Source organism: Paenibacillus allorhizosphaerae (genome assembly GCF_042659105.1).
In the GTDB taxonomy this organism is placed as follows: domain Bacteria; phylum Bacillota; class Bacilli; order Paenibacillales; family NBRC-103111; genus Paenibacillus_G; species Paenibacillus_G allorhizosphaerae.
In genome coordinates this window covers 286,909-300,211 of sequence record NZ_JBHSRV010000002.1, presented here as the reverse complement: position 1 = coordinate 300,211, position 13,303 = coordinate 286,909, and the positions used below count along the sequence as shown (strand labels likewise).

Below are 13,303 nucleotides of genomic sequence, written 5' to 3'. Positions count from 1 at the left end.
CGTTTGCTGCATATGCACGCCAAGGGAGCTACCGCAGCAGCCCCCCGAAATTTTACCTTAACCCATGATTTTCGAGAAATCGGCGAATGATTTCACGTCTTCCGCCACATTCGCAAGCAGCGCAAGCCGATTGCAGCGCAGCGCTTCGTCCTCAGTCATGACCATTACGGAATTGAAGAAGACGGTTACCGGGTCGCAAAGCGAAGACAATGCAAGCAGCGCATCTCCCATGCAAGCCTCGGCATTCGCCCTCATGTATTGCGCGTGAGCCGCCTGCCACGTTTCGTATAGCGCCGATTCTGCCGGGTCCGCGAACAAACCGGCATCCACCCGCCGCCCCTCCGCTTTCGCTGCCAAGCCGCAGACGCGATGGAAACAGTCCAGCGAAGGACGGAACCGCTCCTTGTTGTCCCCCGAAGCCGCCGCTTCCAGCGCCTCGGCCCGAAGCAGCGTTCGCCGCACATCTTCCGTACCCGCACCGAGAACGGCATCGACGATGTCGGTGCGTATGCCTTGCTCGGTTAGCGCGTTTTTGACCCGCAGCGCGAAAAATTCCCGTAAGTCCCGGACGATGTCTGATATCTCCCGAGCAAGTCCGCGACCGGCATGCGCGTCCAGCGCGATGCGGAACAGCTCCGGCAGCGTCAGCTCCAGACTATGCGCAAGCAGCGTTCTGACGATGCCCGCCGATTGCCGGCGAAGCGCATACGGATCTTGCGAGCCTGTCGGTATCATGCCGATCGAGAAGCAGCCGACGATCGTATCGATTTTGTCAGCGATCCCGACGATCGCTCCGACGACGGACGCCGGCGGCTGATCGGCCGCGTTGCGCGGGGAATAATGCTCGTTCACGGCACGGGCTACCGCCTCCCTCTCTCCGGCTAGCAGGGCATAATCTTCGCCCATCATGCCCTGCAGTTCGGGAAATTCGTATACCATTTGGGTGACGAGATCGAATTTGCAAATGTCCGCAGCGCGGCTGACGTCATTGCGCACCGCTTCATTGAAGTGCAATTGCTGTGCAAGCCGGTCAGCAATGGTTCGGATACGCCGTACCTTGTCGGCCATCGTGCCAAGTTCTTGGTGGTAGACGATATGTTCCAGCTTCAAGAGCGCATCCGCGATGACGAGCTTTTGATCTTCCTCGTAAAAAAACTTCGCGTCGGACAGCCGCGCCTGCAGCACTTTCTCATTTCCTTTTGCCACAATGTCCAGCGACTGACTCCCCCCGTTGCGTACGGTCACGAAGTACGACTGCAGCTTTCCCGCTTGATCGAGCACGGGGAAATACCTTTGATGCTCCCGCATCGAAGTAACCAGCACCTCCTGCGGGATGCGGAGGAACGATGGGTCGAACAAGCCGGCGAGAACCGTAGGCGTCTCCACCAGAAACAACACTTCTTCCAGCAAATCCTTCTGGATGTCGATACGCCAGCCGCGCTCCGCAGCGAGTGCCTCCATCCCGGAAACTATCAGATGGCGGCGCTCCTCGACATCGGCGATCACGTGCTGCGCTCTCATCAATTCAACATACAGAGAAGGCTCTCCGACCACTGCGTTTTGTCCGAGAAACCGGTGACCGCGAGTCACGTTGCCAGAGGCTACGCCCGTAATTTCGAAATCGACGATGTCCGAACCGTGAAGCGCGACGAGCCATCGAATCGGTCGAATGAAGCGAAGCTCATGGCTGCCCCATCGCATATTTTTCGGAAAGGCGAGCGATGTTACGAGAGTGGACAGCCCTTCCGGCAGCAGCAGCGACGTCTCGAAGCCTTTGCCGAGCTTGCGCGCATACAAATAGGGTACGCGGTCCAGCTCCCGAAAGAACAGCGCTTCCGGCTCCACGCCCTGATTCCGCGCAAATCCGAGCGCGGCTTTGCTCAGCTCCCCGGATTCATTCAACGCAATGCGCCGCGGAGGGCCCTTCACTTCCTCGTTGATATCGCTTTGCCTGTCAGACACATCCTTGACCCATACGGCAAGCCGACGCGGCGTCGCATAAGCTTTGATCCCGCCGTGGGAAAGACGGCTGTCGTTCAGCCAGTTCTCCGTCTTTTCCTTCAACTGCTCCATCGCCGCGCGTACAAACCGGGCCGGCATCTCTTCCAGGCCGATCTCGAGAAGCAAATCTTTAGGCATGGCGCTGCCCCCTTTCCTTCAGCAAAGGAAATCCGAGCCGTTCCCGCTCCTGCAAGTAAGCGGAAGCAACGGAGCGTGCCAAGTTCCGCACCCTTCCGATGTATCCGGTCCGTTCCGTTACGCTGATGGCGCCTCTAGCGTCCAGAAGGTTGAACGTATGCGAACACTTGAGCACATAATCGTATGCCGGAAATACGAGATGTTCCTTCACCGCACGCATCGCTTCGGCCTCGTAAATCGAGAACAGCCGGAACAGCATTTCGGCATCGGACACCTCAAACGTATATTTGGAATGCTCAAATTCCGGCTGTCCGAATACGTCCCCATACGTGACGCCTTGAACCCATTCCAGATCGAACACGTTCTCCTTTTCTTGAATATAGGAAGCGAGCCTTTCCATCCCGTAGGTGATTTCAACCGCCACCGGATGGCAATCGATGCCGCCGATTTGTTGAAAATAAGTGAACTGCGTAATTTCCATCCCATCGAGCCATACTTCCCAGCCGAGTCCCCAAGCGCCAAGTGTCGGGGCCTCCCAGTTGTCTTCAACGAAGCGGATATCGTGTCGGCTCGGATCGATGCCGAGCCGGTTCAGGCTTTCCAGATAAAGCTCTTGAATATGGTCGGGCGACGGCTTCATCACCACCTGAAACTGGTGATGCTGGTACAGCCGGTTCGGATTGGCCCCGTAACGGCCGTCGACCGGACGGCGGGACGGCTCCACGTAGGCGACGTTCCATGGCTCCGGACCGATCGTGCGCAGAAACGTCATCGGATTCATCGTCCCCGCGCCTTTCTCCGTGTCATACGGCTGCATGACGATACAATCTTGCTCCGCCCAAAACTGCTGCAGCGTCAGCGTCATTTGCTGAAAGTTCATAGCGAATCGCTCCTCCTTGAGAATGAGATTCGGCATGCGTCCGTCCGGAGCGATGGAGCGGTCATGCAAAAAAGGCTCCCGTCCTACGTCCGCCGCCGTGGCAGACGTAGGGACGGGAGCCGAAGCTCTCGCGGTTCCACCCTACTTGGTTCTCCTGAAGAGAACCCGCTCTTTTCCCATCTTCTCTCCGGAGCGCCATTTCGCACGGTCCGCCTCTCCGGGCTTGCACGATCCCCGGCTCGCTGCGCTTGCCGACGACGACCGACTACTTTCTCCTTCATCGAGAGTCATTCAATTACGAAGTATTCTACCCAAACGGACGGACGCTGTCAAACGGCATTTCCCTTACCTGAGCTTTATTTGGGCTGCCAGGCGGCAAACCATAAAACACCACAAGCACCTGACCGTCCGTACGCAGCCAATGCGGATTCGATTTGGCCAAATGGCCGTACAAATAAAATTCGCCGTCCGTTTTGTCCTGCCGTTCCGCATCACTGCTGCCAGCGATGCCGGCAGGATAACGCTAATCAAAAGCGAATATGGAAATGTAACAGGCACAGAGGAGAAAGCGAGGACGATACGAAATGGAAAACGCAAGAACGCCTCACGAGGCAAATCATTCGCCATGGGACTTGCAGAAGCTGTATCAATCGCCGCAATCGTTTCCTGCATACGAAATGAATGATGACGAGATCCAGGCGGTACTTCTTGAAGGAATGCCTTACCAAGGCAGACCGACGCGCTTTTTTGCTTACTATAGCGTGCCGGCCGCCGTTCCCGGCGAGACCGTTCCCGCGATGGTACTGGTGCATGGCGGCGGCGGAACGGCATTCAAGGAGTGGGTGCAGTTGTGGAATGCGAGAGGCTACGCGGCCATTGCCATGGATTTGGAGGGGCATTTGCCGACAGCCAAAAACAGCGACGGCACAAGGCCGCAGCATGAATGGAGCGGGCCGTCCAGACAAGGCGAATTCCAAGATTTCGCGCTGCCAACTGAAGATCAATGGATGTATCATGCCGCCGCCGATGTCATCCTTGCCCATTCTTTTCTCCGGTCACTGGATCACGTCGATTGCGCCCGGATCGGGATTACCGGCATATCTTGGGGCGGCATCGTAACCGGCATCGTCGCGGGTGTAGACGATCGGTTCGCTTTCGGCGTTCCCGTCTACGGATGCGGATATTTATATGAATCGAGCAACAAGTACGGTCAAAGCTTCGCTGCCATGCCTGCGGATGATTCCCAAAAAATCAAAAATTTATGGGATCCGTCCGCTTATTTGCCTCGCGTTTCGTTCCCGATGCTGTGGCTGACCTGGAGCGGCGATCCGCATTTCCCGCTGCATTTGTTCAGCAAGTCTTATGTGACCGCTCGGAACGGGTTCCAGGCCTCCGGGATGAGCATTCATTTCGAATTGGGGCATTCGCACGCCGCAGGTTGGAAAAGGCAGGAAATTTACAGCTTCGCCGATCAAATGACCCGAGGCGGCACGCCGTTACCGCAAGTATTGCGATACGAGAGCGGTGAACGAAGGGCTACCGTCGGTTATAGTTCGGGTAACCCAGTGCTTAAAGCGGAGCTGTACTATGCTACCGATACGTCGGATTGGTTCGAAATGCAGTGGAACTGCACGGAAGCGGCCGTCGACGCCAATGCGTCTGAAATTCATGCGGCCATTCCGGAAGGTACGGCTGCTTATTTTATCCAACTGACGGATACGAAGGAGCAGGTAGTGAGTACGCCCGTTACTATCCTCTCCCATACGCTCGAGGAATAGTTGCCCGAATCGGGCTAAACGACGGAGTTTTGCCATACTGGAAATCGACGTTTCCTCATAGGGGTGCGATGCACTCCTTTTTCGCGTTGTCCGGACATAATTTCAAACGGAATATCCCTTCCGTTTCCACCGTTCATTATTAGCCTCGAGATAACCGCCGACAACTTTAACGTATACGGATTGTCCCAATGCGTTCGGATGAACGCCGTCTACGGAAAACTTGTGAAGCTCGTACCGATCGCATTCCGCCCTGACGTCGGCCACACCAATCTTCAGATCTTCCCCCACCTTGCGCATGATTTGTATGTAGTTGTCGAGCCACGCTTGCGCTCCATTCACGTCTTCGTAAAATGCAGGATCGTGTCTGGTGTAGTACTTGTTTTCGTCAATGTAATTTGTAGTTATAAAGATCGGTTCCGCGCCGCTGTTCCGTACCATCTGCGCCATTGATCTTAGATTCGTTTCATATTGGTCCGGCGAGACGTTGGGTACATTCTTTTTCTTCATTACATGGTCGTTCATGCCAAAGCTGATCAGCACAAAATCCGGTTCGTGAGTCAGTACGTCATGTTGAATTCTGTTCATCGCCTTGCTTGTCGTATCGCCGTTAACTCCAGAGTTCACCAGCTCCCAATAAAACTTTGCGGCAAGCGCATCAAGCCAGTACGTTTTGTCCTGCGCAGCAGCCTCCTCCGTATGAGCCGCTTTATTCGTCCCTAGACGCGTGATGCTGTCTCCGAATGCGACGACCTTTGCATTCATGATTTCTACCCCTTTCATTGTTAAAAAGAATGCTGCATAACCGCGATTGCCTGCTGTAATCCGATTGGGAATACCTTCTCGCGCACGAATGAACAACGACGAAGATGATTTGAAAAGACGATATAAGGAAAGCCGCTTTAAGCTTGTGGCTTAATCGGCGGCCTTTTAAGTGAGGAATAGTAGATTCAACATTTGATTCAAGCTTCGAAAATGCATCGATAAAAATCAATCGTTTCAAAATTCGATGAGTACCGTTTTGATCTCGTATGGCGTGATCGGAAGACGAATCACCGGCTCCGTAAACGTCTCGCCGCACGGGCGCTCCAACAAATCGCATTCCTGCCATGACCGAATTGGAAGACTGCTGGAGATGTCCACCCTTCCTCGACTGCCAGCAAACTCGTGAAGCCGCAGTACCACCGTCTGGCTATCTTCCGCTTTTTTCACCGCATCGATCATTACATTAGCCGCATCCGTGTGGAACAGCGACATTTCCGGTTGTGCGGGTTGTCCAGTCGCATACGTGAGCGGATTGTTAAGCTGCCACGCCTCACGGACCGTATTCCCCTCGAACCAGCCGCCGGCATGCGGCAGCAAAGCGTAAATAAAAGCGTGCTCCCCCTGATCCTGAAGCGGGTCGGGTCGGATCGCGGATTTGATTAAAGTCAGACGCATCGTCTTTCCTTTAATGTCATAGCCGTATTTGCAATCATTCAACAGGCTGACGCCGTATCCGTATTCAGATAAGTCCGCCCACTGGTGGCCGGCCGTTTCAAATTTGGCAAAGTCCCAGCTCGTATTCCAATGGGTCGGTCGCTTGACGTTTCCGAATTGAATGTCGAATGTCGCTTCGGTCGCGCGTATTTCCACGGGAAACGCCACCTTCAGGAGCTGCTGCCTTTCGTGCCAAATGACGTTCGTTTCAAAATCGATCCGCCGGCTGCCGCTGTAAGCGACCATGTCCTGCCGAATGACCGACTTCCCGTATTCCCATTCGAAACGAACTACCGCCCGCAGCGGCCCGGCTTCAATCAGCTCAATGCGCCGGATTCCGTCGATTTCGCGCATCTTTTCCTGATAGAACAGATCGATGTCCCAGGCATCGTGCATGAGAGGCTTATCTTCGAATACTTGGAATACGTTGCCTCGCGCGCCTTTCTCCAGCACATTCCGTTCGGCTTTTTTATCGAATATACGCGTCAGCTGCCCCTGGGCATTCCAATCGATCTCATAATGCGGCGTCGACAATCCGGATTCGCGAAGGGTGAATGGCCCCGTATTCGACTTCACTTTGTCTGCCGAAGCTTCGGCTTCCGTAAAACGAACCTCCGCGTAGCCCATGGAAGGAAGCCCGGTTAGTTCGACCAGCCAACTATCGTCATCGGCGCGCTGCGCTTTCAGCTCTTGTCCGTGAACGTCCGTCCATATGCCCGCTTTCCGATCCTTGAACGCTGAAACCTTCAACAAATCGTTTCGCCGCCAGTTCGCTGAATTGAACACGGTCAATTTGCCAGAAGCGGATTCGCCAGTTGTTACCGATTCTGCTGCGTTTTTCCATTCCCTAACGACAATGGCTTCCGCTTCTTCGTACTCCTCTCGGCTGTCTTCGTACACTTCATGAATGGATGAGCCAGGAATGATATCGTGGAATTGATTGCGCAGCACGATTTTCCAGCCGTCGGTCAGCTGCTTTTGCGGATAATGACTCCAGCTGTTCCCAAGCAAGCCGCTCATCGCACACAAAAATTCGGTTTCCCTATACAGCAGCTCCAGCTTGCGGTTCATCCGTTTATTATACGCTTGGCTCGTCAGCGTGCCGCGATGGTACTCCAGATACAGTTCGCCATCCCATTGATGGACGTAAGCATTCGTCTCCGCAACGGTTTGCTGCAGCCTCTCAAAATATTGATCCGCTCTTCCGATCGTCATTATCGGCATGCCCGGGAGCTCATCGAGACGGCGGCGATACTCCAGCATTTCCCGATTGGCGCCTCCGCCTCCGTCACCGTAACCGAAAGACATGATCAGTTCGCTGTTCAGCTCTTTATCATGATACCGGTCCCATATCCCTTGCGCGGTCTCGGCCCGAAGCACGCCGTTATACCCGTGCCGCGGCACGTTTTTTCCACCCAATCTCGGAGTTGTAATAAAATGGGCCAGCACTTCCGAACCGTCGATCCCTTTCCACTGAAACGTATCATGCGGCACCTGGTTATATTGATTCCAGCTGATTTTCGTGGTCATGAACGTGTGAATGCCTGATTTTTGCAATATTTGCGGCAGCGCCCAACTGTAACCGAATACGTCCGGCAGCCAAAGATATGTACATTCGGCTCCGAATTCGTCCCGCAGAAACCGGGTGCCGAGCAAAATTTGGCGAATGAGCGATTCGCCGGATGTTACATTGCAGTCCGCCTCAAGCCACATGCCCCCGGACGCTTCCCAGCGCCCCTCCTTCACTCGCGCGCGAATTTGCTCGTATATTTCCGGATAATCCGTCTTAATATAGTCATAGAGCTGCGGCTGCGTTTGCAAAAATACATATTCGGGGTATTTCTCCATCAAGCGCAGGACGGTCGAGAAGGAACGGGCGATCTTTTCCCTCGTATGCTTCAGCCGCCAAAGCCACGCCACGTCAATATGCGTATGGCCGACGCAGTGGACGGTCACGGGCGTATGCTTCTCCATCCTGCCGACGGCGGACCGCAGCGATTCGCGCGCGCCCGCAACCGATTCATAGAACGACGGCGATCCCGGATAAGACCAATCCACCAGATTCATCGCAGCGTTCAGCGCTTGCAGCAGCTCATGCCGCTCCGGCCGGTTGTCGCTTAGTTCCTTGACCGTATCAAGCACGGCGGATGCGGTATAAAAAAGATCATCCGCCGCTTCGTCCAGCCAGGCGATTTCCGCCCGTTTCAGCTCGCATTCCCGTGGCTTGGCCGTGTTGGCCGCATCGAGTCCGGTCCAAATGCGAAACCGCAACGACGCGGTCGTTCCTGCGCAGTCCTCCGGAAAAAAAACTTCCTGGTGATTGGCATCTACGCCATGGTACGGCGAGCCGTTGAAATACAGCAGCGCTTCCAAGCCTGCCGCCGTCGCTCCCGGCAAGCCGAAATCAAACAAACCTACGATGGGCCGCCCTTTCCATTCCGACGGGATGCGTACATCCACAGCCAACCACGCGTATACATCGCGGCCTTTCCAACGGTCGCCGATCCGCATTTCGTTCCATTGACCGTCTTCGGGCGGATATGTTCCAATTTCTCCTTTCTCGTCGATTTGAAACTTTAGATCGGCAAGTTTCACCGCATCCCGGTACCTGTGGCCGGCTAATTCCCGAATTCGTAACGCTAGTTTTTCTTCCGTAAAAAACATCTGGCTTTGCCTCCTTAAGAACGAATCCTGTTCGATGATGAGGGCATCGCTTCCGACCGAATGGAAGCCCGCGCCTCTTTCAGCAGGCGATACAAATAGTGTAGAAATTGCCCGCGTGTAGCGGTGCCGCCCTCTTGTTCGCGGAATGTAGAGTCAACCTGCACCTGTAATGCACGTGAAGCGACATTCGCCCACCGGATAGCCATCTGTGACGTAAGGAACGGGTGTGCTTTCCAGTAATCGCGCGGCGTCGGCTCTTCTTTCGGAGACCTCGGGCCCATATCTACGCCAGGCGAGACAATCCGATCCGTTGCCGGTAAAACGGGAAGCTTGATCCCGCCGGGCAGTGCCCTGGACATCAGAATCCATCGGGAAGCGTCTTCCAGCGTTACCGATTCGTCCGGCCTTGCCTCGTAATCCGTCAAAAATCCTTTTGCGCCAAAATATTGAACCGCCTCGCTCTCGCCCGTTCCCGGCTTCACATCTTTAAAATACGTGATGACCTGTTTATCTTTAAGCAATTCGTCCTGAAGCACGTCAATCGATAAGGTACGGACGGACGCCCTTTCGGAAATGCTCAAATCCGCCGCCACGCCCGCCGCATAGCCGATCTGCATCCAGCACGGCTCCATCCGGATGGTGCCGAGTCCCATGTGCGTAGCGGAAACCGCTACCGGAACGAGCAGCCGTTCCATTTTTTGCGGCACAATAATGCTGTAAGGAATTTGATAAATTTCCGTTAAAAATCCGATGGCCATGAACCCTTCGAGTGCTATATTTTGGCTCAGTTCGTTTCGCTTTCGCGTAGCGTGGGAATCGATGCCGTAATCGCCGCAGGCAATGCTGTCGTAATGAATCGCGGATCTGCCCAGTCCCGGCGCGAGCCTTGCGTCATTTTCCGTAAAAACATATTCGCCGTGGATTCTTCTTGCTTCTCTCACATAGATCTGAGGCGGAAAATGATCCGTATCTTCAAATTCATCCGCCGCATATCCCCATTGTGCAGAGTCGTTCCGGAACCATTCCGGCAGCTCCTCGTCATTTTGCAAAAACCACAGCAAGCCCTGAATGTATTCGCGGTGTCGTCGGACGATTCGTTCCCTGACCTCCCGGCTGCCTTCCGGATATTCCTGGTTTTCTTCCGGCAGATCCGTGGAGCACAAGCAGTAATGATAATTGTTCGTATCCGTTTTGCCGTTCGGGATCATGACGGTATTGCACACTTCGCTAAAGCCTTTGATCCTGCCGGCAAAAATATCGTCGATCAAGCTGACGTAATCAAGTCTGTTGTATGCATCGGGCTTCTTGAAAACTGCACGGTTCCCTTCGTTCTTCGTCAGGCAAAGCCGGAAGTTGTACGCTTGAATCCGCTCGTCCCCTTCGCCCGTGCTTCCAACCAATATTTCTTTGGTACGGAAGTTTTGATACAACGTCCCCGCATATTCCTCGTTCCAGTCGTCCCGGGATTCGCGGCCTAACGAATAAGGAACGCCGGCCATCGCGGCAAGATCGCCCTCGTATGTAGCATCGATGTATGCTTCCGCTTCATATACCGTCTCTTCTCCCGCATGATTTCGAACCGTAACCGAGGAGACGGCATTTCCGTCGAGCCCTGCCGCAACCAGCTCATGCTGCAGCATCATTTCCAATTGCGGCTCATTGTTCACCATGCTCCAAAGCACTTTCTTCGCGACGGATGGCTCGAACCGCAAGCCTTTGCGGCAGTGCACAACCTGCTCCGAGTTTTCGCCATACGTATCTGTGTAATGGCGAACAATGTTCGCGGCATACTCGCGGAACACGGATCCTGCGGCATCCAGCGAATGAATATCCGTCACCCCAAGGCCGCTTGCCATTAATCCGCCGATATATTCCGTCGGCTCGATCACAATCGTCTTTCTCCCGCGTCTGGCCGCCGCCAGAGCGGCTCCGATTCCTCCGGGAGTCGCCCCCAAAATGACGACATCCGCTTTTCTTATTTGACGTTTCTGCATACGTCTTCCCTCCTTGATGTAGACATACCGGCAATGATAATTAAACAAGTTTAATTTTTGTTAACTTATATGCTAAACGAATTATACAATACAGTTTATTTGTTGACTACTATTTTTTACAAGAATCAACAAGAAAGCGGTCCCTCTCCGTACTTTATTCTTCCATTTGGTTTACGTTCAGCTCATAACCTGATAGGCGAACTGTACGTCCAAATCCGCTGCCGAAGAAGCGTTGAGTACTCTAAGCTGCAGTTTTCTCGGTTTGCTCATGCCGTCAATCGAAAATGGAGGCGTTATATTGGTTGTCTGCAGCGTCGATGAGGCAGCGACGGGATTGCCGCCCGCACTTGAGCCATCTGCGTCCAGCCGCACATCGCAGGTCCCCGAAGCAAGCTTGCGGGTTACCTTCACGATTCTTATTTGCTGGCCGTCCAAATATAAAAAGCTTTTCAGATCATACAGTCCGTTAGCGACCGCACCCGATAGTTGCGCGCTTAACCAACCGTCGATTTGCTCGACGCCTTTATTTCCGGAGAACCTCGTCTGGCTCGTCGAAGATCCCAAAATCAGGTACGGTCCGGCCGTATTTCCGCTCAGATCATTGCCGCTAACCAGCACATCCGCCGCTTCGTTGACAATCCCGTAATCTTGCCGGGAGACACCGTCCGCAAGCGATCCGACGGCGTTGCCCGCCACTACGACTCTCGACGCGCCCGGCCTGATATGGATGCCGGCGCCGTTCCGCCATGCCGACCCTCCCGATATATAACCGTTGGCAAAAGCCGCGCCCTGCAGATCGAATTGCGTTGGGCTAACGACGGTTACTTTCCATTTGCCGTTGGCCTCCGTAGTGCCGGCCACCCCTTGAACCGTTATTCTGTCGCCGGTCGCCCAGCCGTGCGCCGCTTGCGTCGTTACCCGGATGCCGCCGGAGCCGCTGCCGGCAACGCCGGTAATCGTGCGGGCAAATGCCGTGTGCGCCGTTCTGCCGTTGTTGCCGATCAGACAGCCGGTAATCGTCACACGCGACGAGTCGATGTCGATCCCGTTCCGGCCGCATCCCCGGATGACGCTGCCGACAAAGGTGGCGCTGCCGGTAAAGCCGGACGTTATCCGGACGTTATCCTCCTGGCCGTCGCACGAAATGTATGTATTGGCGAATTGAGCTTGTGCGCCCGCTTCCAGCAATACTGGAACGCCTTCGCCGTTTTCGAATCCGCCGCCCTCGAAATATAAAAATTTGGGCGTCCCTTTTTGTCCCGTCGTATTACGCAACCACAAGCCGTGCCGTCCGAACAAGATGGCAGTCGCAAAAAATTTGATCGAGCCGCCCATCCCGTCAATCACCACGTTATCCGTATTCGGATTCGATCCGGCCGAGATGCCGCACTGCACGAATTCAACAGGATCGGCCCTGGATTCATCGTCCAACCCGTTCAGCAAAATGACCTGTTCGCCGTTAAACCCGCTCCATACGCAGTTTTGAAATCTGACCGTATTGCACGCTCTTAACGTCATGCCGTTATACCCGTTCTTGAAGCGGACATTATAAAAAGAAAGCATATAATTGCCTGTTCCGCCCCGGCGTTCGGTAGCGACTAAGCTGCCCCCGGTCAATCCTTCTCCGCGCAGCTGCAATCCCGTGAAGCCTCCACCGCGAACGCCGGAAAGCAGAAAACCGTGATCGGTGCCCGTGGCAACGATAAATTGCGTACTAAACCCGTCATTGTCCGTGCTTCCGGCGCCTTCGAACACGATCGGCACGGCTTCCACCTTGATCGTCCTCGCAATTTTGATCTTGCCGCTGCCATATTCGATCACGCCCCCGGACACAAGCGTATTCACCGCCGCTTGAACACGTGCGGAGTCGTCCTGCAAGCCCCGGCCGTCGCACCCGAACCAGGCGAGATGGACCCGCGCCGAATAGCTTCGCTTCCAGCGCCCGACCGGCGTCCCGGCGACGGCAAACACCGTTCCGCCGTTGTCCGCTTCCGTGCCGGCCGCATCCCAGAACAGCACACCGCCGCCACTGCCGGGGCTGCCGGCGTAATAGCCCAGCAGGTTCACATGCTGCCCGTCATATTCGCCGGGCGTAACCCGCAGTTGGTCGACGCTTTTCACGACTCCTGCCTTGCCCGCCTTGTTGGCAGGATCGCCCGGCGGCGGCGCCCCCTCTGCCGCATGGACCTCCAGCGGACCGAGCAAGCCCCCGCCTGCAATGGCAACGCCTGCCATGCCGAGAGAAGATAACAGCTTGCGCCGGCTGAGCTTGCCGTTCCGGATGTTCGGGCCCCCTTCGATCCCATCCACCGGCAGGCCTTGTTTCATGAGCTTTTCGTGAAGATTGTCTTCGTACATTGCTACCCTCCATT

At 55.0% G+C, this 13,303-nt stretch carries 7 protein-coding genes; 1 reads left to right on the top strand and 6 read right to left on the bottom strand.

All coding sequences use genetic code 11. The features are described 5' to 3' along the window. Window positions 1–57: 57 nt before the first annotated feature. Window positions 58–2,139 carry a glycine--tRNA ligase subunit beta gene (gene glyS / locus ACFQI7_RS09910; protein ID WP_218099602.1) on the bottom strand — a complete coding sequence of 694 codons (2,082 nt, stop codon included), beginning with the start codon at window positions 2,137–2,139 and terminating at the stop codon, window positions 58–60. Beyond that, window positions 2,132–3,019, bottom strand: a complete 888-nt coding sequence (gene glyQ / locus ACFQI7_RS09905; protein ID WP_218099601.1) for a glycine--tRNA ligase subunit alpha — start codon at window positions 3,017–3,019, stop codon at window positions 2,132–2,134. Before glyQ ends, glyS begins: the two co-directional genes overlap by 8 nt. A 584-nt stretch (window positions 3,020–3,603) precedes the next feature. Here glyQ and ACFQI7_RS09900 point away from each other — a divergent pair. Continuing rightward, on the top strand, window positions 3,604–4,797 hold the full coding sequence (locus ACFQI7_RS09900) for an alpha/beta hydrolase family protein (protein WP_218099600.1): 1,194 nt from the start codon (window positions 3,604–3,606) through the stop codon (window positions 4,795–4,797). Window positions 4,798–4,899: 102 nt separating this feature from the next. On the opposite strand, the gene ACFQI7_RS09895 is transcribed toward ACFQI7_RS09900, so the two are convergent. The 4 genes from ACFQI7_RS09895 to ACFQI7_RS09880 form a co-directional block, all read right to left on the bottom strand. After that, a complete protein-coding gene (locus ACFQI7_RS09895; protein WP_218099599.1) occupies window positions 4,900–5,559 on the bottom strand; it encodes an SGNH/GDSL hydrolase family protein in 660 nt (219 codons plus the stop codon). Window positions 5,560–5,793: 234 nt separating this feature from the next. Then, window positions 5,794–8,937, bottom strand: coding sequence for an alpha-mannosidase (locus ACFQI7_RS09890; protein ID WP_218099598.1), 3,144 nt, complete (start codon window positions 8,935–8,937; stop codon window positions 5,794–5,796). Window positions 8,938–8,951: 14 nt separating this feature from the next. Then, entirely contained in the window at window positions 8,952–10,931 is a 1,980-nt protein-coding gene (locus ACFQI7_RS09885) for an FAD-dependent oxidoreductase (RefSeq protein ID WP_218099597.1), read from the bottom strand. Between the two features lie 177 nt (window positions 10,932–11,108). After that, a complete protein-coding gene (locus ACFQI7_RS09880; protein ID WP_218099596.1) occupies window positions 11,109–13,289 on the bottom strand; it encodes a hypothetical protein in 2,181 nt (726 codons plus the stop codon). Between the last annotated feature and the right edge of the window lie 14 nt (window positions 13,290–13,303).

Bases quoted from the DNA above. Each gene is read 5' to 3' on its own strand.
- glyS (WP_218099602.1), bottom strand. From the start codon at position 2,139: ATGCCTAAAGATTTGCTTCTCGAGATCGGCCTGGAAGAGATGCCGGCC.
- glyQ (WP_218099601.1), bottom strand. From the start codon at position 3,019: ATGAACTTTCAGCAAATGACGCTGACGCTGCAGCAGTTTTGGGCGGAG.
- ACFQI7_RS09900 (WP_218099600.1), top strand. From the start codon at position 3,604: ATGGAAAACGCAAGAACGCCTCACGAGGCAAATCATTCGCCATGGGAC.
- ACFQI7_RS09895 (WP_218099599.1), bottom strand. From the start codon at position 5,559: ATGAATGCAAAGGTCGTCGCATTCGGAGACAGCATCACGCGTCTAGGG.
- ACFQI7_RS09890 (WP_218099598.1), bottom strand. From the start codon at position 8,937: ATGTTTTTTACGGAAGAAAAACTAGCGTTACGAATTCGGGAATTAGCC.
- ACFQI7_RS09885 (WP_218099597.1), bottom strand. From the start codon at position 10,931: ATGCAGAAACGTCAAATAAGAAAAGCGGATGTCGTCATTTTGGGGGCG.
- ACFQI7_RS09880 (WP_218099596.1), bottom strand. From the start codon at position 13,289: ATGTACGAAGACAATCTTCACGAAAAGCTCATGAAACAAGGCCTGCCG.